The 26,497-nt window shown below is 67.2% G+C and carries 21 protein-coding genes; 7 read left to right on the top strand and 14 right to left on the bottom strand.

What is annotated here, in order from left to right:
* Positions 1–30 precede the first annotated feature (30 nt).
* Together AB431_RS22870 and AB431_RS22865 are read right to left on the bottom strand one after the other, a co-directional pair.
* Positions 31–1,383: an FAD-binding oxidoreductase gene (locus AB431_RS22870; protein ID WP_047331857.1), complete on the bottom strand. Its 1,353-nt coding sequence runs from the start codon at positions 1,381–1,383 to the stop codon at positions 31–33.
* Complete coding sequence (locus AB431_RS22865) at positions 1,380–4,805, bottom strand: TM0106 family RecB-like putative nuclease (protein ID WP_144418348.1); 3,426 nt, start codon at positions 4,803–4,805, stop codon at positions 1,380–1,382. The genes AB431_RS22870 and AB431_RS22865 overlap by 4 nt, the downstream gene beginning before the upstream one ends.
* A 131-nt stretch (positions 4,806–4,936) precedes the next feature.
* Here AB431_RS22865 and AB431_RS22860 point away from each other — a divergent pair, with 131 nt between their 5' ends.
* Positions 4,937–5,335, top strand: a complete 399-nt coding sequence (locus AB431_RS22860) for a cupredoxin domain-containing protein (RefSeq protein WP_047331855.1) — start codon at positions 4,937–4,939, stop codon at positions 5,333–5,335.
* On the opposite strand, the gene AB431_RS22855 is transcribed toward AB431_RS22860, so the two are convergent.
* Positions 5,336–5,881 carry an LppP/LprE family lipoprotein gene (locus tag AB431_RS22855; protein WP_235435738.1) on the bottom strand — a complete coding sequence of 182 codons (546 nt, stop codon included), beginning with the start codon at positions 5,879–5,881 and terminating at the stop codon, positions 5,336–5,338.
* Between the two features lie 71 nt (positions 5,882–5,952).
* On the opposite strand from AB431_RS22855, the gene AB431_RS22850 reads away from it, so the two are divergent.
* Together AB431_RS22850 and AB431_RS22845 are read left to right on the top strand one after the other, a co-directional pair.
* Positions 5,953–7,647 (top strand): DEAD/DEAH box helicase, encoded by a 1,695-nt coding sequence (locus tag AB431_RS22850; protein ID WP_047331854.1) that lies wholly within the window; start codon positions 5,953–5,955, stop codon positions 7,645–7,647.
* Entirely contained in the window at positions 7,644–8,783 is a 1,140-nt protein-coding gene (locus tag AB431_RS22845; protein ID WP_047331853.1) for an acyltransferase, read from the top strand. Before AB431_RS22850 ends, AB431_RS22845 begins: the two co-directional genes overlap by 4 nt.
* Before the next feature lie 34 nt (positions 8,784–8,817).
* Here the strand turns inward: AB431_RS22845 and AB431_RS22840 are convergent, their stop codons facing one another.
* From AB431_RS22840 to AB431_RS22820, 5 genes are all read right to left on the bottom strand, one after another.
* On the bottom strand, positions 8,818–9,435 hold the full coding sequence (locus tag AB431_RS22840; protein WP_047331852.1) for a TetR/AcrR family transcriptional regulator: 618 nt from the start codon (positions 9,433–9,435) through the stop codon (positions 8,818–8,820).
* Positions 9,435–10,673: a cytochrome P450 gene (locus AB431_RS22835; RefSeq protein ID WP_047331851.1), complete on the bottom strand. Its 1,239-nt coding sequence runs from the start codon at positions 10,671–10,673 to the stop codon at positions 9,435–9,437. Before AB431_RS22835 ends, AB431_RS22840 begins: the two co-directional genes overlap by 1 nt.
* Positions 10,674–10,816: 143 nt before the next feature.
* Positions 10,817–11,101, bottom strand: a complete 285-nt coding sequence (locus AB431_RS22830) for a hypothetical protein (RefSeq protein WP_047333718.1) — start codon at positions 11,099–11,101, stop codon at positions 10,817–10,819.
* Between the two features lie 182 nt (positions 11,102–11,283).
* Positions 11,284–11,913, bottom strand: a complete 630-nt coding sequence (locus AB431_RS22825; protein ID WP_047331850.1) for a TetR/AcrR family transcriptional regulator — start codon at positions 11,911–11,913, stop codon at positions 11,284–11,286.
* On the bottom strand, positions 11,897–13,219 hold the full coding sequence (locus AB431_RS22820; RefSeq protein ID WP_047331849.1) for an SRPBCC family protein: 1,323 nt from the start codon (positions 13,217–13,219) through the stop codon (positions 11,897–11,899). The genes AB431_RS22825 and AB431_RS22820 overlap by 17 nt, the downstream gene beginning before the upstream one ends.
* 105 nt (positions 13,220–13,324) lie before the next feature.
* On the opposite strand from AB431_RS22820, the gene AB431_RS22815 reads away from it, so the two are divergent.
* Positions 13,325–15,085 (top strand): amidohydrolase family protein, encoded by a 1,761-nt coding sequence (locus AB431_RS22815; protein ID WP_047333717.1) that lies wholly within the window; start codon positions 13,325–13,327, stop codon positions 15,083–15,085.
* A gap of 3 nt (positions 15,086–15,088) precedes the next feature.
* Here the strand turns inward: AB431_RS22815 and AB431_RS22810 are convergent, their stop codons facing one another.
* From AB431_RS22810 to AB431_RS22800, 3 genes are read right to left on the bottom strand one after another with little or no spacing between them, the layout of a single operon-like run.
* Positions 15,089–16,228: an epoxide hydrolase family protein gene (locus tag AB431_RS22810; RefSeq protein WP_047331848.1), complete on the bottom strand. Its 1,140-nt coding sequence runs from the start codon at positions 16,226–16,228 to the stop codon at positions 15,089–15,091.
* Between the two features lie 46 nt (positions 16,229–16,274).
* The gene (locus AB431_RS22805) at positions 16,275–17,642 is read right to left on the bottom strand and encodes an FAD-binding oxidoreductase (RefSeq protein ID WP_047331847.1); all 1,368 of its coding nucleotides are present in this window, start codon (positions 17,640–17,642) and stop codon (positions 16,275–16,277) included.
* Positions 17,633–18,874, bottom strand: a complete 1,242-nt coding sequence (locus AB431_RS22800; RefSeq protein ID WP_200902664.1) for an MFS transporter — start codon at positions 18,872–18,874, stop codon at positions 17,633–17,635. Before AB431_RS22800 ends, AB431_RS22805 begins: the two co-directional genes overlap by 10 nt.
* Positions 18,875–18,926: 52 nt before the next feature.
* Here AB431_RS22800 and AB431_RS22795 point away from each other — a divergent pair, with 52 nt between their 5' ends.
* A complete protein-coding gene (locus tag AB431_RS22795) occupies positions 18,927–19,754 on the top strand; it encodes a uracil-DNA glycosylase (protein ID WP_047331845.1) in 828 nt (275 codons plus the stop codon).
* A 223-nt stretch (positions 19,755–19,977) separates the two neighbouring features.
* The gene (locus AB431_RS22790) at positions 19,978–21,009 is read left to right on the top strand and encodes an LLM class flavin-dependent oxidoreductase (protein WP_047333716.1); all 1,032 of its coding nucleotides are present in this window, start codon (positions 19,978–19,980) and stop codon (positions 21,007–21,009) included.
* Here the strand turns inward: AB431_RS22790 and AB431_RS22785 are convergent.
* Both AB431_RS22785 and AB431_RS22780 read right to left on the bottom strand, forming a co-directional pair.
* Positions 21,006–21,461, bottom strand: a complete 456-nt coding sequence (locus AB431_RS22785) for a nitroreductase family deazaflavin-dependent oxidoreductase (protein ID WP_047331844.1) — start codon at positions 21,459–21,461, stop codon at positions 21,006–21,008. The two genes, AB431_RS22790 and AB431_RS22785, sit on opposite strands and share 4 nt — an antisense overlap.
* Positions 21,462–21,468: 7 nt before the next feature.
* The gene (locus tag AB431_RS22780; protein WP_047331843.1) at positions 21,469–21,900 is read right to left on the bottom strand and encodes an HIT family protein; all 432 of its coding nucleotides are present in this window, start codon (positions 21,898–21,900) and stop codon (positions 21,469–21,471) included.
* A gap of 36 nt (positions 21,901–21,936) precedes the next feature.
* On the opposite strand from AB431_RS22780, the gene AB431_RS22775 reads away from it, so the two are divergent.
* Positions 21,937–23,328, top strand: coding sequence for an amidase (locus AB431_RS22775; RefSeq protein ID WP_047331842.1), 1,392 nt, complete (start codon positions 21,937–21,939; stop codon positions 23,326–23,328).
* On the opposite strand, the gene AB431_RS22770 is transcribed toward AB431_RS22775, so the two are convergent.
* On the bottom strand, positions 23,325–26,483 hold the full coding sequence (locus tag AB431_RS22770; protein WP_047331841.1) for an adenylate/guanylate cyclase domain-containing protein: 3,159 nt from the start codon (positions 26,481–26,483) through the stop codon (positions 23,325–23,327). The two genes, AB431_RS22775 and AB431_RS22770, sit on opposite strands and share 4 nt — an antisense overlap.
* Between the last annotated feature and the right edge of the window lie 14 nt (positions 26,484–26,497).

The following is a 26,497-nucleotide window of genomic DNA, read 5'->3' as shown; positions in this document are numbered from 1 at the left end:
GCCCCCGCCAGACTGCGGGAATTCTCGCGTTCAGTCGAACAGCACGGCGGGGTTCAGATAGCCCGTCGGGTCGAAGGCTGCCTTGATCGCGCGCATCGCCGCGATGTCTTCGTCGCTACGCGCCATGCCGAGGTAGTGCCGCTTGCGGCTGCCGACCCCATGCTCGGAACTGACGTTACCGCCATGCGCGGCAATGAGTTCCATCATCGCGGTGTACAGATGTGACTCCTGTTCGGCACCGCAGCGCAGCACGTTCAGATGCAAATTGCCCTCGCCGATGTGGCCGAACAGCGCCGGGATCGCCTCGGGCGCATGCTCGGCGATCAGCGCGGCGGAATCGGCCGCGAACGACGGGATCACCGACAGCGGCAGCGAGACATCGAATTTCAATGGCGGACCGAACAGTCCGACCACTTCCGCGGTGGATTCGCGGACCTGCCACAGCCGTTGCTGGGCGGTGTTGTCGACGCCCACTGCCGGCTCACCGGCCAGTTCGGCATCGTCGAGGGCATCGGCGAGCCGCTCGGTCAGGTCACTCTCGCCGGCCAGCTCGATCAGCAGCAACCAGTCCCCGCCGGTCGGCACCGGCACGTCGAGGTGCTCGGCGGCCAGCGCCGCCGATCGGCCGTCGATGAGCTCAAGGGCGGCAATGGATTCGGTGTCTCGCAGGCCCCGTCCTGCGGTGACCAGCGCGTCGAGGCTCGCGAATCCGCACACCGCCGTCACGCGATGAGCGGGCACCGGGTGCAGGCGCAGGTCCAGGCCGGTGATCACCCCGAGCGTGCCTTCGGCGCCGATGAACAGCGACGCCAGGTCGTAGCCGGTGTTGTCGGCGCGCACCTGACTGTGCCGGTGCACCACCGTCCCGTCGGGCAGCGCGACGTCCAGACCGAGCACCTGCTCACCCATGTTGCCGTAGCGCACGGTGCGCAGGCCGCCGGCGTTCGTGGACGCCATCCCGCCGACGGTGGCCGAATCACGGGCTGCGAGATCGACTCCGAACAACAGGCCGGCCGCAGCAGCCGCGCGTTGAACGGCGGCCGCGGTCACCCCGGCCCCGACCCGGATCCGGCGCTCGACGACGTCGACCTCGCCGATCTGCGTCAGCCGCTCGGTGGACAGCAGTACGTCGTCGTGTTCGGGCACCGTCCCGGCCACCAGCGAGGTGCGGCCGCCCTGCACCGTCACCGACACGCCGGCCTCGCGGCACTCCCGCAACACCGCGGCGACCTCGTCGGCAGAGCCGGGACGCACCAGTGCGCTGGCCTTCCCGCGATAGCGCCCGGTGTGGTCGACGCTGCGGCCGTCGAGGACATCGGCGTCCGTGACGACGTGCGCGCCGCCCACAATGGCCTGGAGTCGTTCGGCCAGCGAGGAACTCATGCCGTGGGTTTATCACACATGGCGAGAAATGCCCCCAACTCCACCAACCCGGCCGGGGTGGACGGCAGATAATCGGTCAGCATCGCCGAACGGACGATCACCGCCGCATACTTGGCCCGGCTGACCGCGACGTTGAGTCGATTGCGGTTGAGCAGGAACGAGATTCCCCGCGGCACTTCGGCGATCGAGGACGCCACCAGCGACACGAACACCACCGGCGCCTGCCGCCCCTGGAACTTGTCCACCGTGCCGGCCTGTACGGCGGTCAGGCCCGCGGCGTCGAGCAACCGCCGCAGGAGCACCACCTGGGCGTTGTACGGGGTGACGATCAAGACGTCGGCGGCGGTCAACGCCCGGGTGCCGTCCTCGTCGGTCCAGTCCGACCCCAACATGCCGGTGATTGCGGAGACGATCGCCTCGGCTTCCTCGCGGCTGTCGGTCGAGTTGCCGTCGTGCTCGACGGTCAGTACCTGCACCCCCGGCTCGACCCCCGCGAGGCGACGGGCGGCGGTGCGCTCCTCGACCGAATGCAGCCGATTGTCGTAGGACAGCCGGGACACGGCTGCGCAGACCGCCGGATGCATCCGGTAGGAACGGTCGAGGAAGTAGCCGAGTTCTTCGGGCAGGGTGTGCTGCCCGTCGACCAGCCAGCCCAGCGCCGAGGCATCCACCGGTTCGGGGTGGGTGCCCTGGGTGACCTGGGGAAGCTGCTGCGGATCGCCGAGCAGCAACAGATTGCGGGTCGCTGGTGCGACTGCGATGGTGTTGGCCAGGCAGAACTGGCCGGCTTCCTCGATGACCAACAAGTCGAGGCTGGCCGGCGGTACACGGGACGAGTTGGCGAAATCCCATGCCGTGCCGCCGATCACGCAGCCGTCATGGCCGGAGATGAACGCTGGATAGGCCTTTTCGTCGACCTCGGTCCACGGGCCGGTGCCACCCCGTTTCTTGGCCACCAGAGCCGAGTCCACCCCGGCGCCGATGATGTCGCGAAATAGGTTCTCCACCACGGCATGTGACTGCGCGACGACGCCGATGCACCAGCCGTGCTCGTTGACCAGCGCGGCGATCACCCGGGCCGCGGTGTGCGTCTTTCCGGTGCCGGGCGGCCCGTGCACCGCTACATAGGACGAATCCAGCGCCAGCAGTGCGGCGGTGATGTTCGCAACGCAGTCGTCGGTCCGCGGTAGCGGCAGACCGGTGCGTGGCGGCCGGCGCAGCAGGATGTCGACTATCGCCCGCTGCGGCAGGGTGGGCAACTCGGCCGCGATCTCGGCTGCCGCCGCGTCGATGGACTCGCGTAGCGCCTTTGTCGGAAACGGCGGACCCGGGGTCAACGCGAATGGCACCGCGTCGAACACGCCGCCGCTCTTCGGTTCGCGCTCCATGACCAGCACCTCGGTGGGCGCCGCCGGGTCGTCGCACTCGAGCACGTTCACCGATGAGTAGGCCCGCCGCTCCGGGTCATCGGACAGCCCCGTCGGAGTCGGCGGGTGGTACATCGCGTACATGTCGCGATCCAGCTCGCCGGCCGCGATCGAACCGGTCAACAGCAGCCGCCTCTGCTGCTTTCGGGCGCGCGGCGGCACGCACCACTGTGTCTCCACGGTTACGTCCTCGGCGAGGAAAACCCCTGGTGTGTCGGACCATTCGTCGACCGGGCTGTTGAGCCGGTCGAAGTGGCCCCACCAGAACGGTTTGTCCTCGCGGCGGTGATACCCGCGGGCGGCGGCGACCATCGCGACTGCCCGCTGTTCGGGACTGCGCGCGGTGACGTCATCCCCGGCGAAGGCAGCCAGAGCCCGCGCCAGCTCGTCGTCGACCTCGGCGTGGCCGCCGTCGGCGACCGGCTGGGGGCCCAGTGGCGGCACTCCGGCCTCAAAGGCGCGCTGCAGCAACCAATCCCGTAGGGTCCGCGTGGACCGGCAGTCGTAAAGGTTGTAGTCCTCGATCTGTTTGAGCACGGTCGCGGCCTCGTCGGATTTGCCGTCGGCGAGCAGCTCGCAGTAGCGGGCATATTCCGTGATCGAGTCGGTGGCGGTGGTGACGTCGCCGCCCCGGAGTTCGGCGCCCATATAGAGCGGCTCCAGCGACTTCAGACTGTAGTTCTCGGTGCCGACTCGAATGCTCTTACGCACGAGGGGATACAGGTCGACCAGCACGCCATTGCGCAACAGGTCGTCGACCTCGTTCTCGCCTTCACCGTAGCGCCCGGCCAGCCGCAGCAGCGCGGTTTTCTCGTATGCTGCGTAGTGGTAGATGTGCATCTTCGGATACCGCTTGCGGCGTTTACGCACCAGGTCAAGAAAAGCCTTGAGCGCCTTGCGTTCCTGTCGCCGGTCATGTGCCCACAGCGGGCGGAAGTCGCCGCCCGCACCGAGCACACCGAACATGTACTCCAAACCCCAGTCGGTGCCGTCGGCTGTCCACAGCGGATCACCCTCGAAATCGAAGAAAAGGTCGCCCTTGTCCGGATCGGGCAACAGCATCAGCGGCTGCGGGTCGACCACTTCGAACGGCGGCTTGCCGTCCACCCGCGGGGCAGTCTGCAACCGGGCCTGACCGCTGAGCGTGGCGAGCATCCGGGCCGGCATCTCGGGCACCGGCCCCTCATGGGAGGCCAGCTGGTTCACCGTCGTGATGCCGGCCTCGATCAGCCGCGCCCGCTGACTGACCCGCATGCCCGCGACCAGCAGCAGATCGTCGGATTCGCGCACCTGCGTCTCGCACTCGGGGCAGCGCATGCACGCCCGCACGGTCTCGTCGGCCCAGCTGACCGGTACCTCTCCGGCGAAGTGGCGATCCAGCAGGTGTTGCAGTTCGGCGCGACGCGAGCGGTAAACCGGGAGCAGTTCATCCACGCGGTAGGCGGTGGTCGCACCGTTGCCCAGCACCAGCTCCACCTCGTCGTGGACTGCGACGCCGGCGGCGGTCAACGTCTCGGCGTAGGCGGCCAGCTGCAGCAGTGCTTCCACCTTCACCGACCGGGCCAGCTTGGTGTCGCGCAACCGGTACCGATCGCCTTCGAGCACAAGGAAATCGGCGAAACCGACGAAGCGGCCGTCGAACATCGCGGCCTGATAAATCACGGGCGCCCGCCGCTCGACGGCACTGAGGGTCGCTGCGGCGGCGGCGCTCAGCCCGGCGACCGAATAGGACGGACTGCCGATGACGGCAACATCGCTGCGCGACCGCAACTCGTCGAGGTGACGCTGCTCATGCTGGTCGCCGAGGTCCGCGGTGCGGGCCAGCAACTCGTCTTCGACCGACACCGCCGGGCCGCGGCCCAGCTTGGCGTCGAAGGCGCGCAGCAACGCATACTCGCATCGCGCGGCGGCGGCGAGGTCGGATGCGCTGTAGACGACGCGGTCGTCGGCGACGAACACGGACCCACTGTATGCGGCCGTACCGACGCCAGACATTCTCGGCCACGGTGACTATCAGCATTTCCGAACCGTGCCGTGCGGCGAACTCGTACGGTATGGGTGCGGCCGTTGGCAAACCTCGTGGGCGTTGACGGCCCGCACGACGCATAACCGGTGGAAGGAAGATCATGGGACGCACAGCAATGCTGATGTCGTCATCTCTACTTGCCGCTGTGCTGCTGAGCGGGTGTGGCGGCGGCGGCGGCACCGAGCCGTCGTCTCAGTCTGCTGCGCCGCTGACGTCAGCACCAACCTCGTCGAGTGCCCCCCGGGCCGCCAATAGCGAGATCGTCATCTCGAACATGAGCTACACGCTGCCGCCATCGGTCAAACCGGGGCAACAATTGACGATCGTCAACAACGACTCCGCCAACCACACCGTCACGGCCGATGACAACAATCTGTTCGACGTCCGGGTATCGGGTGGTGGCGGTACGGAGACTCTGACCGCCCCGACGACGCCCGGCACCTATCCCTTCCACTGCAAGTACCACGCCAACATGCATGGGGTGCTGACCGTCGCGTAGTCAGCCGTTGCCGATCAGCTCCACGCCGTTGCCGTTCCAGCGGAACTTCACCACGCTCTGCATGCCCAGGCCGTTGACGTAGGACAGCGCGACGGTGTCACCGGTGCTCTGTGCCGTGTCGACACCATTGAAGCCGTAGGTGTCGGGCACCCCGGTTGGGATGAACTTGCCGAGGTGGAACATCACCGCGCGGGTGTTGGGCTTGTCGGCGTTGGTGTTCGCCTTGATGATCACCGCCGACAGCTGCGCGCACTCGTTGTAGTTGCCCGCGATCGGCACCGGGTACCAGCCCTGGTTGCTGCTCGGGTCCCGGGGCAGTTCGGAAACGGTCTGCGCGATGGCCGGGGCAGCCAGGTTCACCGCACACGGATCCGGTGGCGGTGTCGTGGTGGTCGGCGGAGGTGGCGGCGGGGGTGCCTCGGTCGTGGTCACCACGCTCGACGTCGGCTGCGGAGTCTTCGCGACCGTCGAGTCACCAGAACTGCAGCCCGCCAGCGCGACAGCCAATACCGCTCCCGTCGCAGCTACCGCCAGCCGATGCCACACACGGGCGACGGTACCGGCCTTCCCGGACAGAAGCGGGTTACGGCACGCTGCGGCAGTAGACTGCAGGTCCGATGACATCCCCCGACGACACTCCCCAGACCTTCGCCGACCTGCAGATCCACCCCGCGGTGCTGCAGGCCGTCGCTGACGTGGGCTACGAAACGCCTTCCGCGATCCAGGCCGCCACCATCCCAGCTCTGCTGAACGGCTCCGACGTCGTTGGCCTGGCGCAGACCGGAACCGGCAAGACGGCGGCGTTCGCAATCCCCATCCTGTCCAAGATCGACCCCGCCAGCCGCGTCACCCAGGCGCTGGTGCTGGCCCCGACGCGTGAGTTGGCCCTGCAGGTCGCCGAGGCATTCAGCCGTTACGGCGCGCATCTCAAGGTCAATGTGCTGCCGATCTACGGTGGCTCCTCCTATGTGCCGCAGCTGGCCGGCCTCAAGCGCGGCGCGCAGATCGTCGTCGGGACGCCGGGGCGTGTCATCGACCACTTGGAGAAGGGCAGCCTGGACCTGTCGCACCTGGACTATCTGGTGCTCGACGAGGCCGACGAGATGCTGCAGATGGGTTTCGCCGAAGACGTCGAACGGATCCTGGCCGACACCCCGGAGTACAAACAGGTCGCACTGTTCTCGGCCACCATGCCGCCGGGCATCAAGAAGATCACCACCAAATACCTGCATGATCCGGTCGAGGTCACGGTCAAGTCGAAGACCCAGACTGCCGAGAACATCACCCAGCGCTATTTCCTGGTGTCGTATCCGCGCAAGATGGATGCGCTGACCCGGCTGCTCGAGGTCGAGCAGGGCGACGGAATGATCGTGTTCGTCCGCACCAAGCAGGCCACCGAAGAGGTCGCCGAGAAGCTGCGGGCCCGCGGGTTCGCCGCGGCGGCCATCAACGGCGACATCCCGCAGGCGGTGCGCGAGCGCACGATCAGCCAGCTGAAGGACGGTTCGATCGACATCCTGGTCGCCACCGATGTCGCTGCCCGTGGACTGGATGTCGAGCGCATCTCGCACGTGGTGAATTTCGACATCCCGCACGACCCCGAGTCCTACGTGCACCGGATCGGCCGCACCGGCCGCGCCGGCCGCTCGGGCACGGCACTGCTGTTCGTCACCCCGCGTGAACGCCACCTGCTGAACTCGATCGAGCGGGTCACCCGGCAGAAGCTGGTCGAGGGCCAGTTGCCGTCGGTCGAGGACGTCAACGCTCAGCGGGTGGAGAAGTTCCGGGACTCGATCACCGACGCGCTGAACGCGCCCGGGTTCGAGATGTTCCGTCGGTTGATCGAGGACTACGAGCGCGACAACGACGTGCCGTTGGCCGATATTGCCGCGGCGCTGGCGCTACACAGCCGCAACGGCGAAGAATTCCTGATGACCGAACCGCCGCCGGAGAAGCGGCGCGAACGACCCGATCGCCCCGAGCGAGGTGACCGTGATCGCCCGCCGCGCAAAACCCGCGACGATCTGGCCATTTATCGCGTCGCGGTCGGCAAGAAGCACAAGGTGGGGCCGGGTTCGATCGTCGGCGCGCTGGCCAACGAAGGTGGGCTGCACCGCAGCGATTTCGGGCACATCACCATCAAGAGCGATTTCTCGCTGGTCGAGCTGCCCGCCAAGCTGTCCAAGGAGACGCTGAAAGCGCTTGAGAAGACCCGTATTTCCGGTGTGCTGATCGACCTCAAGCCCGACCGCGGCGGCTCTCGCTACGACTCGCGGCCCCCCGGCGGGAAGCCCCGACGCCCGACCCGATGATCGCGTCGAGCCAGGTCGACCAGGGCGGACTGGAAGCAGTCTCGGGCGTCGACCGGGTCGCTTCGCTGACCGGTGTTCGCGCGGTCGCCGCGTTGCTGGTGCTGGGCACGCATGCTGCGTATACGACGGGCAAGTACACCCATGGCTTTGTGGGCCTGGTGTATTCGCGGCTGGAGATCGGCGTCCCGATCTTCTTCGTCCTGTCGGGCTACCTGTTGTTCGGCCCGTGGGTGCGTGCTGCGGCCACCGGGCGGCCGGCGCCGTCGGTGGGTCGCTACGGGCGGCACCGGGTGCGCCGCATCATGCCGGCCTACGTCATCACCGTGCTGGCCGCCTACCTGATCTACCACTTCCGTTCCGCTGGGCCCAATCCCGGCCACACGTGGATCGGCTTGCTGCGCAACCTGACTCTGACGCAGATCTACACCGACAACTACATGTTCGACGGTTACCTGCATCAAGGACTCACACAGATGTGGAGCCTGGCGGTCGAGGTCGCGTTCTACGTCGCGCTGCCCGTCTTGGCGTGGTTGCTACTGGTCGTGGTGTGCCGGCGGCGCTGGCGCCCCGGGTTGCTGCTGACCGGGCTGGCGGTGCTCGCGCTGATGAGTCCCGCGTGGATGGTGCTGGTGCACACATGCGACTTCCTGCCCAGCGGCGCGCGGCTGTGGCTGCCCGGCTATCTGGCCTGGTTCATCGGCGGCATGCTCCTGACGGTGTTGCAGGCCATGGGAGTTCGCGTATTCGGTTTCATCGTCCTGCCGCTGGCGGTGATCAGCTTCGTGATCGTTTCCACGCCGATCGCCGGTGAGCCGACCACGTCACCGACGGGATTGACCGAGGCGTTGGTGAAGACCGTGTTCTATGCCGCGATCGCGACGCTGATCGTCGCGCCGCTTGCCCTGGGCAACCGCGGCTGGTACGCGCGGGCGCTGGCCACCCGGCCGATGGTGTGGCTGGGGGAGATCTCGTATGAGATCTTCCTGGTTCATCTGGTGGTGATGGAGATCGCGATGGTCGAGGTGCTGCGCTGGCCGGTCTACACCGGGTCGGCGCCCGCGCTGTTCGTCGTGACGTTGATCATGACAATTCCGGTCGCGTGGCTGCTGCATCGCTTCACGCGGGTGTGCACGTAATTTCTTGCGCCGAGTCAGAGCTGAGAGCGAGTATCTACTGGAAACTTCGCTCTGAGTTCTGTTTCGAGGCGGCGCCGGGCTCGGTTTCGCTGGGGCACACCATCGGAACGACGAACTCTTCGAGGATCGCGCGCTCGTCCTCGGCGTCGCGGCCGGGGAAGATCAGCAGGGACGTCAGCACCCGCACCAGCCAGCGGGCGCGGCGATGAACGACCCCGGGGTCGTCGGGGTGCAGCGACAGCAGGAAGCTCGACGTCAGCGCCTGGATCACCTCGGACTGCTCGGCCATCTCCGCGCCGATGGGGGAATCGGCGGTGGCGAACCACGATGACAGCGCGGGGCTTTCCCGCACCAGCGTCATCGACGTCGTGAGGCCGGTCAGCAGCCGCTCGCGCGGGTCGGGTATCTCACCGATCAGTTCGGTCAGCTGCTTGTGCAGCCGGTAGGCCTCCCGGTGCACGTACGCCGTGTGCAGCACTTCGCGGTTCTCGAAGTAGCGGTACAGCGTGGCCCTGGAACAGCCTGCGGCGCGGGCGATGTCGTTCATGCCGACCGTTGACACGTCGTTGTTCGCGAACAGCTCGCCGGCGGCATCCAGGATGCGGTCGGTGGCCACCTCGGCGCGCCGCGAACTCAGCCAGTCGCCGGCCATCAGCCGCGCACCCGGAACGGAACCGACAGCGGACGTCGCACATAACCGCCGCCCGCCCAGACAATGCCCGCCTCGTCGATCTCGAATTCCGGGCAGCGCGAGAGCAATTCGGTCAGCGTCACCCGAGCCTGCATGCGTGCGGCGGCCGCGCCGAGGCAGTGGTGAGCGCCGTGGCTGAAGGTGAGGATATTGCGCGGACGGCGGGTGACGTCGAGTTCGCCGGCATCCGGGCCGTACTGGCGTTCGTCGCGGTTGGCCGAGCCGTACAGCAGCAGCGCCTTCCGCCCGGCCGGGATGGTCTTGCCGTGTAACTCGATGTCGCGGGTGAGGGTGCGGGCCAGGCCTTGCACCGGGGAGGTCAGCCGGAGCAATTCGTCCACGGCATCGGGGATCAGCTCCGGGTGGTCGACCAGCAGCCGCCGCTGATCGGGTCGCTGGTGTAGCAGCGGCATCGATCCCCCGAGCATGCCGGTGGTGGTGTCGTTGCCGCCGGTGACCATCGTGAACGTGAAGGCCAGGACTGACAGCGTTCCCGCGATATCGCCGTCGGCGCCGACGCCGGCGGCCACCAAATGCGACACGGTGTCGTCTTCGGGTTCGCGCCTGCGCCGCTCGATCAGTTCGGTGAAGTAGCCCATCATCCCGGCAAGGGCATCAGTGACACTGCCCAGCGCGCCGCCGATCCCTTCGGCTGAGGTGTTGGCCGCGACGATCGCGTCGGTCCAGCCGTCAAACTGGTCGCGGTCCTGCTCGGGGACGCCGAGGTAGTGCGCGACGACCATCGACGGCAGCGGCTTGAACAGCTCGGTGACGATGTCGCCGCCGTCTTCTGCGCGCAACCGTTCGATGCGCTCGATGACGAACTCGCGCACCTTGGGTTCGACAGCTTCGACCTGCCGCGGGGTGAATCCGCGCGAGACGAGCCTGCGGAACTCGGTGTGTACCGGCGGGTCCTGCATCACCATCGGTGGATTGTCCTGCAGGCCAATCAATTCCAGCTCGTTGTAGTTGACGGTGAGGCCCTGCGCCGACGAGAAGGTCTCGTGGTCGCGGGCGGCGTCGAAGATGTCGGCGTGCCTGGACAGCACCCAGTAATCGTGGTCGGGATTGCCCGGGACGACGTGGTGCACCGGATCGTGGTCGCGCAGGGCCCGGTACATCGGCCAGCGATCGCCCCACGTCTCGGCAGTGGCGAGCTCGAAGCGGGCTTCCGCCTCATGAGACACAACAGCGGTCATGTCTTATAGTTACGACAAGTATAGGGTTGTGTCAAGGGCCGGGTGCGATCCCAGCATGTCGACGAGCCACTGCGGCTGGCGATACGGCTGTTGGCCCGATGCTTGCGCAGCTCGCGGGCGCGCCGCCGATCAGGTAGACCGCCTCAGTCGTCGGTCTCTTTGTCGGCCCTGTTCTTCGTGTCTTTCTTGTCGGAGTCGTCCGAGTCGTCGGACTTGTCCTTCTCATCGGACTTCTTGTCTGAATCGTCTTCTCCGCCATCGGATGGGGTGCCGTCGATCTCGAGCACCGCCCAGTGACTCGGCGAGAGGAGCACCGACCACTTGCCCTTCTCGCGTCCCAATTTGAGAACGCCGTCCTCGATCTCCCAGACGGTGTCGTCGTCGTGCTGACTCTCTTGCCCATCGGAGTAGGTAAGTTTGAATGCCATGCTGGTGGATGCCCAGATGGCGTCGCTGATAACCGCGACGCCTCTGCAGCGCCACGACACCGTCAGCACGACGAACCTAACGATCGCGAGCCTGGCGGGCGCGCGGAGAATTCAGCGACTCGCTCTGGACGCTGCCGCGGCGTTCGATGTGCTGACGTCGAGCATGCGTTCGGTGAGCAGCCCTACCAATCGGTGGGAGTCTCAGGCAAGGTCGCCAGCAGGGCGTCGAGGCCATATTCGAAGACGGCGTCATAGTCGGTGGGCGACTGCAACGCCCTGACCAGCGCCCGGTCCGGCCAGTCGTCCGCCCACAGCGTGGGGTCCTCCTCGTCGTGCTTGGGGCCGCGCACTGCCGAGAACTGCATGATCGCCGAGGAGATGACGTGGACCTCGATGGCCCGCAGCACCAGGGCCGCGCCGGTACCGGTGACGCCTAGGCGGGCAAGCTCGGTGGCCAGGCGTTGCTGCACCGGCAGGAACAGCTGGGGCGTCCGGTTGCGTTCGTGCGCGATACCAAGCAGGTGCTGCCGGTCGATGAGGGCACGGCGTTGCGCGCGGGCAAGAGCGGCGATGCGATGCGCGGGATCCGCGGCATCGGCGGGCAGTGCCGCCATGTCGCCGAGCAGTCGTTCGACCAGACTGTCGAGCAACTTGTCCTTACCGCCGACATGCCAGTAAATCGAGGTGACCGCGACGCCGAGCTGGTCGGCCAGCCCTCGCATAGTGAAGCCGTCCACTCCGTCGCGCTCGATCATCGTGGCCGCGGCATCGAGGATGGACTCCGCGGTGACCGGGTCAGGGCTGCGAGGCACCGGGCTCGCCTCCCGTCATGCGGTCGGCGTCGGGGAGGTCCAGGTAGCGCTCGAGGTTGCGGTGCAGGTTGATCACGCGCCGCTCCTCGTTGGACAGTGTCAGGTGCGTGAAGCCCGGTTGGCGCAATCCGCGCTGGAGCCCCGCCAACACCGAAATGTCCTGTGTCAGAACCAGACCGGGATGGGCCTCCTCGGCCGTCATGCGCACGTCGACCGGATTGGTGCGCGCCGCCTCGGGTGCCATCCGGGTCCACAGGTACATGACGAGCTCACCGTGTTCGGGGTCGGCGCCGGGGCGTGACGTCATGACCGTCAGGTGGTCGGCATTGGTCAGCAGCGTCATATTGGGGAACACGTTGTACTGGTGCAGAAGCATGATCTGCTCGGTGCTGGCCCAGGTCAGGTCGACGCCGCGGCCGGTCGCGAACTGTCTTGTGCGGGAGGCGATCACGTCTGGCACCGAGTCACCACCCGGAAAGGGCGTACCCTCCTCGACGCCCATCAGCGCCCCCTGGGTGCTGACGTACGCGGCCCAGACGTCGTCGTCCGAGATCGGCTCCCTGAGATGGGGGCTTGGCACGCCGTAATACTGCTCCGACTTTCCGGTGTGACCCCAAATCTGTTGCGGTGCAAAGACGTCGTCCATGCATCGGTGCAGCTCGGGATGCAGCGTCTGGATGTGATAGGTCTCGCTGTAGCCGTCGGCGATGGTCTTCCAGTTCGCGTCGACCTCGATGGTCATCGTGGCGTAGCAGTGGAATTCTGACAGCCGGTTCCACGCGATGTCGGCAGGCATGGCCTCCAGGTAGTCGTGCAGCGGCATCGCCTCGGGGTCGAGGTTGATGAACACCAGGCCTTCCCACACATCGACGCAAGCCGCGATGAGGGGGAAGTCGCCCAGGTGCAGCGCGCCGAAGCCCTTGCGGTTGGGCACCCGCTTCAACGTGCCGTCGAGGTCCCAAGTCCAGCCGTGGTAGCCGCAACGCAGCTCGGTCAGTCGCGAGCCGGCGCCGGTGCACAGCGAGTTGCCGCGGTGTCGGCAGACATTCTGAAACGCTCGCAGCTCACCGCTGTCGTCGCGCACGACCACGACCGAATACCGCCCGCACCGGTATTCGAAGAAGTCTCCAGGCTCGGCGACATGGTCGACGGTGCATGCGACCTGCCAGACACGCGGCCACATGTGCTCGGTCTCGAGTCGCGCGAATTCGGGGGAGTAATAGCGTGCCGCGGGAACCCGGGTCGGGCTCACAGGAGGCGGGCCGATCGCGTCCTCGCGTCGAACATCGTGCGCCGTGTGCGTCACCCGCGCCTCCTCGCAAATCTTCTCCAAACGGTATTACACGACGGCCTGTAACGGTGTTACATTGGCGACGGAAATCCCACAGACAGCGTGTGTCGAGGAGTGGCCATGTTCGACCTCAAGATCACCGGCGGGACCGTCGTCGACGGCACCGGGACCGACCGCTATGTCGCCGATGTGGCGGTCAAGGACGGAAAGATCGTCGAGGTGCGGCGGCGCGGGGCATCCGATGCACCGCTGGACGGTGAGGCCCGCGAAACCATCAACGCCACAGGCAAAGTCGTTGCGCCGGGATTCGTCGACATCCACACGCATTACGACGGCCAGGTCAGCTGGGACAGTCTGCTCGAGCCGTCGAGCAATCACGGCGTGACCACGATCGTCACCGGCAACTGCGGTGTCGGCTTCGCACCGGTGCGGCCCGGCTCTGAGCAGTGGCTGATCGAGCTGATGGAAGGTGTCGAGGACATCCCTGGCAGCGCGCTCACCGAGGGCATGACCTGGGGCTGGGAGAGCTACCCGGAGTATCTCGACGTCATCGGCAAGGGGCAGTACGCCGTCGACGTCGGCAGCCAGGTGGCGCACGGTTCGGTGCGCGCGTACGCGATGGGCGAGCGGGGCGCGCGCAACGAGCCTGCGACCCCCAACGACATCGAGGCGATGGGTCGCCTGGTGCGCGAGGCGATCGAAGCCGGGGCCTTGGGCTTCTCGACGTCACGTACCCTCGGCCACCGCGCCATGGACGGCGAACCGGTGCCGGGCACGTTCGCCGCCGAAGACGAGCTGTTCGGTCTGGGCCGGGCGATGGCGGCGGGCGGTCAGGCCGTTTTCGAGCTGGCGCCGCAGGGGGTGGCCGGCGAGGACATCATTGCGCCGAAAAAGGAATTGGAGTGGATGCAGCGCCTGGGCGCTGAGATCGACCGCCCCATCTCTTTCGGCCTGATCCAGGTGGACGCCGCGCCGGACCTGTGGCGTGAGCAGATGGACATCTCCGCGGCCGCGCACGCCGCGGGCGCCCGCCTCTACCCGCAGATCGCGGCCCGTCCGTTCGGCATGCTCTTCGGTTTCCCCGGTCATCATGCCTTCACCCACCGGCCGACATTCCGAAAGCTGAAGGCGCAGTCGGGCCGTGAGGAGCTCGCACACCGGCTGGCCGATCCGGCGATCAAGGCCGCGATCCTCGGCGAGGACGATCTGCCTCCCGACCCGAGCAAGCTCTTCGACAACATGAACATTCTCGTGCAGTACGCCCTGGGACGGATCTACCACCTCGGTGATCCGCCGGACTACGAGCCCACCGACGACCGTACGGTCGAGAAAATCGCCGCAGAGCGTGGTGAGGATCCGCTGGCCACGCTGTACGACCTCATGCTCGAGTCCGATGCCACCAACATGCTGATGCTGCCGTTCTTCAACTACTCCTACGGCAACTGCGACGCCATCCACGAGATGCTGACCCACCCGGCCGGTGTCGTCGGATTGTCCGACGGCGGCGCGCACTGCGGAATGATCTGTGACGCTTCGTATCCCACGTTCCTGCTGACCCACTGGGCCCGCGACCGGCACCGTGGCGCGAAGCTGCCGCTGGAACACCTGATCCGCAAGCAGACCCATGACACGGCGCAGCTGTTCGGCCTCGGTGACCGCGGCGTCATTCAGGTCGGCAAGAAGGCCGACGTCAACGTCATCGACATGGATGCGCTGCGGTTGCACCCGCCGAAGATGGCCTACGATCTGCCGGCGGGTGGAAATCGATTGGTGCAGGGCGCTTCCGGCTACACCGCGACGATCGTCAGCGGTACGGTGACGCGCCGCGATGGCGTCGACACCGGTGCGCGGCCGGGCCGGCTGGTGCGTGGCGCCCGCTGACGGCTATGTGAAGACACCCAATTCGAGGAGCGCGTCGGCGTAGGCCACCAGGTCGGTGGCGAACAGCTGCGGTTGTTCGAACGCCGCGAAGTGGCCGCCGCGGTCCTGGATCGAGTAGTGCACGAGGTGATAGTGCTTGTGCGCCCACACTTTCGGGATGCGCACGAGCTCGCGGGGGTATACGGCGTACCCGGTCGGGACGTCCACGCGGCCCGACCACGGGCTGAGTGCACCGGTGCCCGCGTGCGCAGCCTCGTAGTAGAGGCGCGCCGCCGAAGTGGCCGTCCCGGTCAGCCAGTACATCATCAGGTTGTCGATGAGTCGGTTGGTGCGGATCGGCATGCCGTCGCGGACGTCGCTCCAGGCGTGGAATTTCTCCAGGATCCATCCGGCGAGACCCACCGGCGAATCCTCGAGACCGAAGCCGAGTGAATGTGGCCGGGTACCTTGAATTTCCATGTACGCGATGCCCTCGGCCATGCGTTCCGCGGAGGCTATGAATGCGGCCATTTCCTCCTCGGTGACACCGTCCATGGCATCGGGCCCTTCGACGGTAGCGAAGAGCATGTTGGTATGCACGGCCACCGCGCGGTCCGGGTAATGCTCGCCGAGGTAGCGCACCACCAGCGCGCCCCAGTCGCCGCCCTGGGCCAGGAAACGCTCGTAACCCAGTTGCATCATCACGTCGGCGACCGCCGCCGCGACCCGGGCCACGTCGACACCGCGTTCGGTGGTCGGACCGGAAAACCCGTAGCCCGGCATCGAGATCACGACGACGTGGTATCTCTCGTGCAGCAACGGCAGCGCGTCGAGGAACTCGATGATCGACCCCGGCCAGCCGTGCACGAGCGCCAGCGGAATCGCTGCCTCGTGAGCAGATCTGCGGTGCAGGAAGTGCACGCGTTGGCCGGCGGCCTCGGTGACGAACGACCCGACCGCGTTCAACTCGGCTTCGGTTACGCGCCAGTCATACTCATCGCGCCAGTAGTCGACGAACGACCTCAAGAACGACTGGTCGGTTCCGTAATCCCAGCCGCTGCCTGCCAATTCGGCCGGGAACCGTGCACTTTCCAGGCGGCGGTGCAAGTCATCGAGATCGGCCTGCGGAACGGCGATCTCGAACGGCGTGGGGGATGGGGTCATTCGCCCACCATAATCAGGGATCACCCGCCCGCGCAGAGCGTTGGCGCTAAATCACCGCGCCCGGATTCAAAATCCCATCGGGGTCCAGCGCGGCCTTGATCCGGCGATTGAGCTCCATCGCTTCGGGGCCGAGTTGTCCTGCCAGCCATGGTTTCTTGAGCCGGCCAACCCCATGCTCGCCGGTGATGGTCCCGCCGAGCGACACCGCGAGGTCCATGATCTCGCCGAATGCCTTCTCGGCCCGTTCAGTCATCGCGGCGTCGGTGGGGTCGTAGACGATCAGCGGATGGGTGTTGCCGTCACCGGCGTGGGCGATCACCGAGATTGTCAAGTCGCGGTCGGCCGCGATCTTGGCCACCCCGCCGACCAATTCGGCCAGTGCAGGCAGCGGCACCCCGACATCCTCCAGCAGCAGTGAGCCCTTGGCCTCCACCGCGGGGATCGCGAACCGGCGGGCGGCGACGAAGGCCTCGCCCTCAGCCGGATCGGACGTCGAAAAGCATTCGGTTGCACCGGCTTCGGTGAACACCCGGGCCATGTACTCGGCGTCCTCCGCGCCGGCCGGGCCGCGGTCGTCGGAAGCGGCCACCATCATCGCCGCCGCCGAGCGGTCCAGGCCCATCCGCAGCTTGTCCTCGACGGCGTTGATGGACACCGCGTCCATGAACTCCAGCATCGAGGGCCGGATGCGTCCGGTGATCGTGACCACCGCGCCGGCCGCGGCTTCCACCGAATCGAACGTCGCCACCACCGTGCACGCCGACGGTTGCGGCGGCAGCAGCCGCAGTGTCACCTCGGTGATCACCCCGAGAGTGCCCTCACTGCCGACGAACAATTTGGTCAACGAGAGCCCGGCCACGTCTTTCAGGCGGGGGCCGCCGAGGCGCACCGCCGTCCCGTCGGCCAGCACCACCTGCAGGCCGAGCACGTAATCGGTTGTCACGCCGTACTTCACGCAGCACAATCCGCCGGCGTTGGTGGCGATGTTGCCGCCGATGCTGCAGATCTCGTAGGACGACGGGTCGGGCGGATACCAGAGGCCGTGTTCCGCGACGGCCTTCTTCACCTCGGCGTTGAGCAGACCGGGCTGCACGACGGCGGTTCGCGTCACGGTGTCGACGGTGATGTCGCGCATCTTTTCCGTCGACAGCACGATCCCGCCGTCGACGGCGGTCGCGCCACCGGACAGGCCGGTGCCTGCGCCACGCGGCACCACCGCGATACGGTTGGCCGCCGCCCAGCGCAACACCGTCTGCACCTCTTCGGTGCGGGTGGGCCGGACCACCGCCAGCGGTGTTCCGGCGGCCGGGTCGGCGGCGCGGTCCTGGCGGTAGGACGCCAGGATGTCGGGGTCGGTGACGACCACCCCGTCGGGAAGTTCGGCGGCCAGGCCGGCCACAGCACTTACGGCCATTGCGCCATCCTAGGTGTGTCGTCGTCCAATTCTTTGAGCGCGGGCAGCCAGGGGCACACCACGCCGATCATCAGGATGGGCACCGCCAGCACCAGGAACGTCACCTTGAGGCCGAAGGCGTCGACCAGCGGGCCGGCCAACGTGAACCCGATCGGCCCGGCGGCGTACGTCATCGACGTCATCACCCCGACCACCCGGCCGCGCAGCTGCTCAGGGGTGCGGGTCTGCATGATCGAGTTGTAGATGGGCCCGATCGGTCCGTAGACCAGGCCGACCAGTGTCGCGAACGACAGGATCACCGGCAGCGGTGGCAGGAACGCGATGACGGCGACGGCGATGCCGAAGGTCAACACCGCCGTCAGCACAGTCCTTCGCCTACTGGCGAACTTCGACAACACCGTCCAGCTCAGCGCCCCGATCAGTCCGCCGATCGACAGCGCCATCAGCACCCAACCGAGTTGTGCCGGTTCGTTGCGGTCGGTGAAGTACTTGGGGAACAGCACGCTTTCCATCGGCAAGTACAGGCCGGTGACCGCGAGGTCGATGAGCCCGAGCGTGCGGAGAACCCGGCTGCGCCAGACGAACTTCATCCCTTCCAGGACACCGGAAACCACGCTCTCGGGCAGCTTTTCGCGCTGCGGACGGCCGCTGCCCTCCAGCCGCAGCACCGCCATCGTCAGGATCGCGAGCCCGAACAGTGCGGCGGTCACCCACATCGCGTTGACGCCGCCGAGCGCCGCGATGAGCAAACCGCCGATGCCGGGGCCGGTGATGTAGGCCAAATTGAACACGGCCTCATAGACGCTGTTGGTGTGATCGAGGGTCCAACCCGCGCGGACGGCGGCCTCGGGCAGCATCGACTGGCGCGCGGTCATGCCGGCCGGGTCGAACAGGGCGCCCAGGGCGGCCAGCGCGGCGAGGACGAGGGTGTTCAGCACATCGGTGCCGAAGCCGATAGCCAGCACCGGTATCGCGGCAACCGCGGTGGCAGACAACGCGTCGGAGAGCATCGCCACCCGGCGCCGGCCGACGAAGTCGACCGCGGTCCCGGCGATAAGGGTGGCGAACAGCAGCGGCAGGGTCGCCGCGCCCGCGACGATCGAGGCATCGACCGCATTCCCGGTGCGCTGCAGCACCAGCCAGGGAAAGGCGACCATGGAGATGCCGTTGGCGCCGGCGGCCAGGAAGGTCGAGGCGAGGATCAGCAGCGCGGGGACGCGCGTGGTGGTCACCGGCAGAGCTTAATTTCTCGCGCTCACCGCGGGACGCAGGCAGAGTAGACCGGTGACTCTCCTTCCGCATCCGCGTACCGGGGTGTTGTTCGACTCGCCTGTCCCGCCCGGCACGGGCTGGCCTGGCGACCCCGCTGTGCCCGAGACCCCGGTGGCCGCCGACCCCGCCCAGGTGACTGCGTTGGCTGAGGCGGCGGGCGATATCGCGACGGTGGATGCCCAGGTCAGCGTGTGCCGGGCGTGCCCGAGGCTGGTTGCCTGGCGGGAACAGGTGGCGGTCACCAAACGGCGCTCGTTCGCCGCCGAACCGTACTGGGGCAGGCCGATCACCGGATGGGGCTCGGCGCGGCCGAAGATTCTGGTGCTGGGGCTGGCCCCGGCTGCGCAGGGCGGCAACCGGACCGGGCGGGTGTTCACCGGCGACCGATCCGGCGATCAACTGTTCGCTGCGCTGCACCGTGCCGGCCTGGTGAACCAGCCGACCAGCGTCGACGCGGCAGATGGCTTGTCCACCAAGGATATTCGGGTGATCGCCGCGGTGCGCTGCGCCCCACCGGCGAACAAGCCTGCGCCCGACGAGCGGTCGACGTGCGAGCCGTGGCTGACCGCCGAATGGGGGCTGATCGCACCCTGGGTTCGGGTGATCGTCACGCTGGGCGGGTTCGGCTGGCAGGCCGCGCTGCGACTGCTCGCCGACGACCTGCCGGCGCTGGCCAAACCGAAATTCGGGCACGGCGTGGTTGTCGATCTGCCGTCGGGTCGGCAGCTGATGGGCTGCTATCACCCGAGCCAGCAGAACATGTTCACCGGGCGGCTCACACCGGCGATGCTCGACGATGTCTTCTCCGACGCCGCGAAGCGGGCCGGCCTGCGCCGGTGATCTCACCCAATTCCCGGGTCGCTTCGCTCCTGCCCTCCGGGTGCCAATTCCCGGGTCGCTTCGCTCCTGCCCTCCGGGTGCCAATTCCCGGGTCGCTTCGCTCCTGCCCTCCGGGTGCCAATTCCCGGGTCGCTTCGCTCCTGCCCTCCGGGTGCCAATTCCCGGGTCGCTTCGCTCCTGCCCTCCGGGGAAGCATGCATCCGCTCGTATCGTTGAGATGATCATGCGGCTTTCTGTCCTAGACCTCGTCCCGGTGCGCACCGACCAGACCACCTCCGATGCGCTGGGGGCTACCGTGCGCCTGGCTCAGACCGCCGACAGGCTGGGATTCACCCGGTACTGGGTGGCCGAACACCACAACATGCCCGCTGTCGCGGCGACCAGCCCACCGGTGGTGCTTGCCTATTTGGCCGCCCAGACCACCCAGCTTCGGCTGGGTTCGGGGGGCGTGATGCTGCCCAACCATGCGCCGCTGGCCGTCGCCGAGCAGTTCGCGTTGCTGGAGGCCGCCGCCCCCGGTCGCATCGATCTCGGCATCGGCCGAGCGCCGGGTTCGGATCCGGTGACGTCGATCATGCTGCGCGGCACCCGCGACGATTCGGATATCGAAAATTTCCCGCAGTATCTCGACGATGTCGCGGCGTTGATGAGTGCGCACGGCGTGCGGATCCCGATCCGCAACCAGGACTACATCCTCAAAGCCACGCCCGCAGCTGTCGGGGAACCGCGGCTGTGGCTCCTGGGCTCGTCGATGTACTCGGCGCACCTGGCCGCCGCGAAGGGTCTGCCGTACGTGTTCGCCCACCACTTCGCCGGGCAGGGCACCGTCGAGGCGCTGGCGACCTACCGGTCGGAGTTCCGGCCCAGTGCGGTGGCCGCCGAGCCCGTGACGTTCATGACGGTGAACGCCGTGGTCGCGCCCACGCGTGCCGAGGCCGACGCGCTACTGTTGCCTAACCTGCAGATGATGGCCCGGTTGCGCACCGGACAACCCTTGGGCCCGCTCGACCTGGTCGAAGATGCCGCGGCGATCACCATGCACCCGCAGGCCGAGGCTGTCATCGCGAGCGGGCGGGCCAAGGCGGTGGTGGGCTCACCTGCGGAGGCTGCCGATCAGATCCGGGCAGTGGCAGCGGAATTCGATGTCGACGAGGTCATGGTCAATCCCGTCGCGTCGGCGCATCGCGGCACCGATCCGGCAACTGCACCCGGCCGCGAGACCACGCTGGAATTGCTGGCCAAAGAGCTGTTCTAGCGCCATCGCCGTGCTGACGGCGTGAGACGTACGACCGGTATCGGCCGCCTGGTGCCGTTCTGGTACGACGTGTAGCGACCACGGTTCTTCGAATCGCAGAGCTGCCACAACCGCGCGTAGTCCGGGTCATCCGGCAGCAGGATGTGTGCGATCACCGTCAAACGCTTTCTGCCGAGGTTGATTTCGACCTTCGGTTGCGCGCGCAGGTTGTGATACCAGGCCGGGTTGCGGTCCGCCCCGCCGTTGGATGCGACGACCAGATAGTCGTCACCGTCGCGGTAGTAGGCGAGCAGAATCGATCGTGGCTGACCGGTTTTCGCGCCGATGGTGTGCAGCATCAACGACGGTGGCGCGCCGGGCATTCGGTGCCCGACCCAGCCATTGGTGCGCCGGTACAACGTGTCGTGCATCTTCACGAAGAGCATCAGTGCCCGGTTGCCCAACGAGCTCATGACACTCTCATCCGGCCGTGTCGAGTTGGGACAGAGCTGCGCGCAGGATTCGTCCGGTGCTCTCGCGGTCCGGATCGCGGCGCAGCAGCATCCCTTTGGCGAAGGACAGCTTGTCGCCGTCGCGGCGCGGGATCACGTGCAGGTGGATGTGGAACACCGTCTGCATGGCCGACTTACCGTCGTTGATCGCGAGGTTGTTGCCGGTCGCCCCGAGTTCCGACGCGCGCGTCGCCTGCGCGATCCGCTGGCCGACGGCGAGCATCCCGGCCAGCGTGTCAGCCGGAGTGTCGGTCAGATCGATGCTGTGCCGCTTGGGCACCACCAAGGTATGGCCGCGGGTGAACGGCCGGATGTCCAGGATACCGAGAAAATCGTCGTCTTCGTAAACGCGGATGGCTGGCGCCGTACCGGCGACGATCTCGCAGAACACGCATGCCATCTGGCCACCGTAGCGGTCGGCGTTAGGCTGCGGGAGATGGACTCCACCGACATTGCCTTCGCCGGTGCTGCCGAGCAGGCTCGCATGCTCGTCAACGGCACCATCACCGCCCCCGCCCTCTTGGAGCTGTATCTCGACCGGATAGGCCGCGTGGATCGGGAATTGCGCGCCTATCGGGTGGTGCTCGCCGAGAGTGCGCGACAAGAGGCCGCTGCCGCGCAGGAGTTGCTCGACGAAGGCGAACGGCGGCCCCTGCTGGGGGTCCCGATCGCCATCAAGGACGACGTCGACGTCGCCGACGAATTCACCTGCTACGGCAGCAACGCCTACGGGCTCGCACCCACGGCCGATGCCGAGGTGGTGCGCCGGCTGCGCGAAGCCGGCGCGGTGATTCTGGGTAAGACCGCGGTTCCCGAATTGATGCTGTGGTCGTTCACCGAAACCGTCGCGTTCGGCGCCACGCACAACCCATGGGACCTGGAACGAACCCCCGGCGGCAGCAGCGGGGGTAGCGGTGCTGCGGTGGCGGCGGGGCTGGCGCCGATGGCATTGGGTTCCGACGGTGCTGGGTCCATCCGCATTCCCGCCACCTGGTGTGGGCTGTTCGGCCTCAAGCCGCAGCGCGACCGCGTCCCGATCGCTCCGCACGACGACGCCTGGTGTGGTCTGTCGGTCAATGGTCCGATGACGCGCACGGTGGAGGACGCCGCACTATTCCTCGATGCGACGACATCGTTACCCGGTCCGTCGGGCGGGTTCGTCGCCGCCGCGAGTCGTGAGCCCGGACGGCTCCGAATTGCTCTGAGCACCAAGCTTCCCCCGACGATGCTGGGTCGGGTCGGACTGTCCCAGCAGAAGTCGCTCGACGATGCCGAGACCCTGCTGCGAGACCTCGGTCATGAGGTCGTCTGGCGCGACCCCGACTATCCGGCGTGGGCGGCCTACGGCCACGTCCTGCCCCGGATGTGGCGCGGCGCCCACGACGACGCCTCCGCCCTGCCGCATCGGGAGCGGTTGGAGCCTCGGACGAGGGGCATCGCCCGACTGGGCCGGATGATCTCCGATGCGCAGATCGCCCGGATCCGGGCAGCGGAACCGGCGTTGGCTGCACGGGTGCAGTCGATCTTCGATCATGTCGACGTGCTGATCACACCCGGCACCGCTACGGGTCCGTCGAGAATCGGGCAGTACCAGCACCGTGGCGGGCTGACGACGCTGGCCTTGGTGTCGAGGCGGGTGCCGTTCCAGGCCGTCTTCAACGCGACGGGGCAACCCGCCGCGGTCGTCCCGTGGGGACTGGACCACGAAGGGATCCCGATGTCGTTGCAGCTCGTCGGGCGGCCCTCCGATGAGGCGACGCTGCTTTCACTGAGCCACCAGATCGAGATGGCCCGACCGTGGGCGAACCGCCGGCCCCCGGTGTCCTAGGGCATGGCTTCGGCGAGTCTCAGATGTCTCTGGAAATCAAGGGCTTTCGCTCTTGTCCGATACTGTTCGCGGAAGTCGAGATAGCCGAGGTCGTCACCGTCCGATTGGGCGAGCAGGGCGCGCATCCGTAGTAGCGGCAGATCGAACAGCACGAAGCCGGGCTCGGTGGGCACCGCGCCGAGTCGGTCGATCGCCGAACGTGCCTCGCGCACATCGGCTTCGGATCCGCGTCGCAGAAGCGCTTCCACCAGGGCCGAGGTCGCCGGTCCGCGCAGCAGCATTTCGCCACCACTGAAGACTTCTTCAACAATCTTCTCGGACAGCGCCACAGCTACCTCGGCATCACCTATCCGACTGTGGTGACCTGCGAGCGCGGTGCGTGCGCAGAGAGTGCCGAGGGCGTTGTCCTGCGCTGAGGTCGATTCACTCACCACCTCGAGCAGTCGAACGTCAGCGCTGGGGTTGCGGCCCAAGTGCATCAAGGATGCTGTGGCACAGGCGAACCGGGCAATATCGAGAGTGAAGTTGTCGCCAGTCTGATCAATCGTGCGCAACGCGTGCTCCAAGGTGGAGATCAAGGCATCGTCGGGCACCAACGCGCCGTTGAGCAGGAGCATGCCGTAGGGGTAGGCCACCACGATGGATCTCGTCGTCGGGTCGGAGTCGCGCGCCATGGTGGTCGCCCGGTTGAGGTCGTCACGCCAGCTCTGTTCGCCCAAGATGCACCGCGCGACGCCTCGCAACATGGTCGCCTGTGACAGTGGGGATCCGAGAACCAGTTCTCCCTTCGAGACATCCCCGTCGGCGAGCTCGATGACCCGATCGGCCAGAGCGAGCGCGCCCAGCACCTCGCCGGCATGCAGCTTACTTGTGAGTGAGGGAATGAGTAGGCCGACTGTCAAGGTCGGCTCGCCGATCGACTCGACGAGCCGTACCTGTTCGCCGGCGACGATCGAGGCCTCGCGATGCCGATTGAGCAGGGTCAGTGTCGACGGCATGCCTGCCATCGCGATCGCGAGCGATCGGCGGTCATCGGCCTGCTCGCAGAGCTCGCGAAGCTCCTCGAACCCGGTGTCGTCGACCCGGCCGCCGCCGCGATAGGCGCTGGTGCACAACAGGGTTCGGGGCGTTATCCGCATGGCAAGCCGGTCGGCTTCGTCTGCCGGAAGCCGGTCGGCAACCTGTTTGGCTCGTGCCCAGCTCGTGCGCGCCGCGGAGATGTCCCGGTTGATCAGCCATTGGCCGGCCCGCATGTGCCAGTCGTAGGCCATTCGCAGGTCCCCGGCCGCCTCGACATGCTCGGCGATCGCCGCCGCCTTGTCGTCACCGCAGCCCTGCGCCTGGATCACGTCGGCCAGGCGCCGATGCAGCTCGGTGCGGTCGGACTTCAATTGTGATTCGTAGGCGACCGTGCGGATCAGCGGATGCTTGAACGCATACTCGTCGTGCGGAGTGAACTGCACATGGCTGACGAGTTCGGCATCGACCAGTTCGGCCAACGACGGTGTCACGCCTAGGCCTTCGAGCAGATCAGGTCTGAACCGGGTGCCGATCACCGACGCCGCCGACAGCGTACGTTTCGCGCTCGGTCCGAGGCGGTCGATCCGGGCGGCGATCGCGGCCTGCAGAGTCGCGGGAACCCGGATGTCGGCGAGGTCCACACAGCAGGTGTACTTGGCCCGGACCCCTTCCAGCACACCGCGTTCGGCGAGATCACGCACGATCTCTTCGGCGAAGAACGGGTTGCCGGCCGCGCGGTCGGCGATGTGATCGACCAGCTCTCGCACCGAGGAATGCTGCCCGAGCAGTTCACTGGTCAGCGCCGAGGTCTGTGTGCTGCTCAACGGCCGCAATGCGATGGTTTGCGCCCCTTGCGCATTCGCCAACGCACCGCGGTACTCGGGCCGGTAGGTCACCAGGACGACGGTCGGCGTGTGCGGTGCCATCTCGACGAGACCGGCGAGCATCACCTCACTCGCCTCATCGATCCAGTGCGCGTCTTCGATCACGAACACCGCGGGCCGGTTACGGGCCATGAGTGCTGCATCCAACAGCCCGGCCAGCCTGCGACGCCGTGCATCGGCCTCGATCGCGGGCGTCGTCGTCTCGAGATCGGCGATCCCCAACAGATCGTCCACCAGCAGCAGGTCATCGGCATCGGCGGAGACCCGGTCACGCACCTGCGCCCTGGCTGCCGCCTTGTCCGGCCCGGTGATGCCCAGACTGGCGGTCAGCAGCGCGGCGGCGGCGTGGAATGGCAGGTCGCTGGTGTGCGATTCGCAATAGGCGGTGAAGACATCGACGTCGCGCTGGGCCGCCCGGGTCGTGACCTCGCGCACGATGCGGCTCTTGCCGATTCCCGGGGGGCCGACCAGCCCCACCACGCACCCCGCCCCGGCGACGGCTTCCTCGAGCATGGCAGCGATACTCGCCAGTTCCCACGTCCGACCCACCAGGGTGGTCTCCGTCGTCCGCCGTCGTCGCAGTCCGCCGGCGGCACGCAACGCCCGCCGCGCCGGCAGGGGCTCCCGGGCACCCTTGACGTGAACCAGCTCCCGGTCGCCGAGGTCGACCGCGCCGTCGACCAGGCGGGCGGTGGATTCACTGAGCATCACCCCACCGGGCGGGGCGACCGATTCCATACGCTGCGCCAGCCCGACCTGCTCTCCGATCGCGGTCCAACTCCTCGGGCTCGACGTGAGGTCGCCGGTGATGACCTGCCCTGAGTTGAGGCCGACCCGCAGCATGAAGTGCTGACCGTCGTGCTGCTCGATCTCGGCGGCCAACTGCCCGGCTTCCTTCTGCAGCTCCAAGGCCGCCAGACAGGCGCGGAACGCGTGGTCCTCCAGGGCGACCGGAGCACCGAAGATCGCCATGATGCCGTCACCGGTGAACTTGTCGACGGTGCCGCCGAACCGCGCCATCACCAGCGTGGCCCTACGCACCAGCTCGGTCATGATCTCCCGCAACCGCTCGGCGCCGAGGGCTGCGGCCAGGTCCATCGATCGCACCACGTCGGCGAACAGGACGGTGACCTGCTTGTACTCGGCCGGTAGCTCGCCACCGGCAAGCGGCGCACCACAGGAGTCGCAGAACCGCGCTCCCTCTCGCGGTTGTGCGCCACAGGTTCGGCATGCCGTCGATTCGACCGCCACCCGACGAGAATAGG

This window comes from Mycobacterium sp. EPa45, assembly GCF_001021385.1.
Classification (GTDB): domain Bacteria; phylum Actinomycetota; class Actinomycetes; order Mycobacteriales; family Mycobacteriaceae; genus Mycobacterium.
This window is presented reverse-complemented; position numbering and strand designations above follow the sequence as displayed.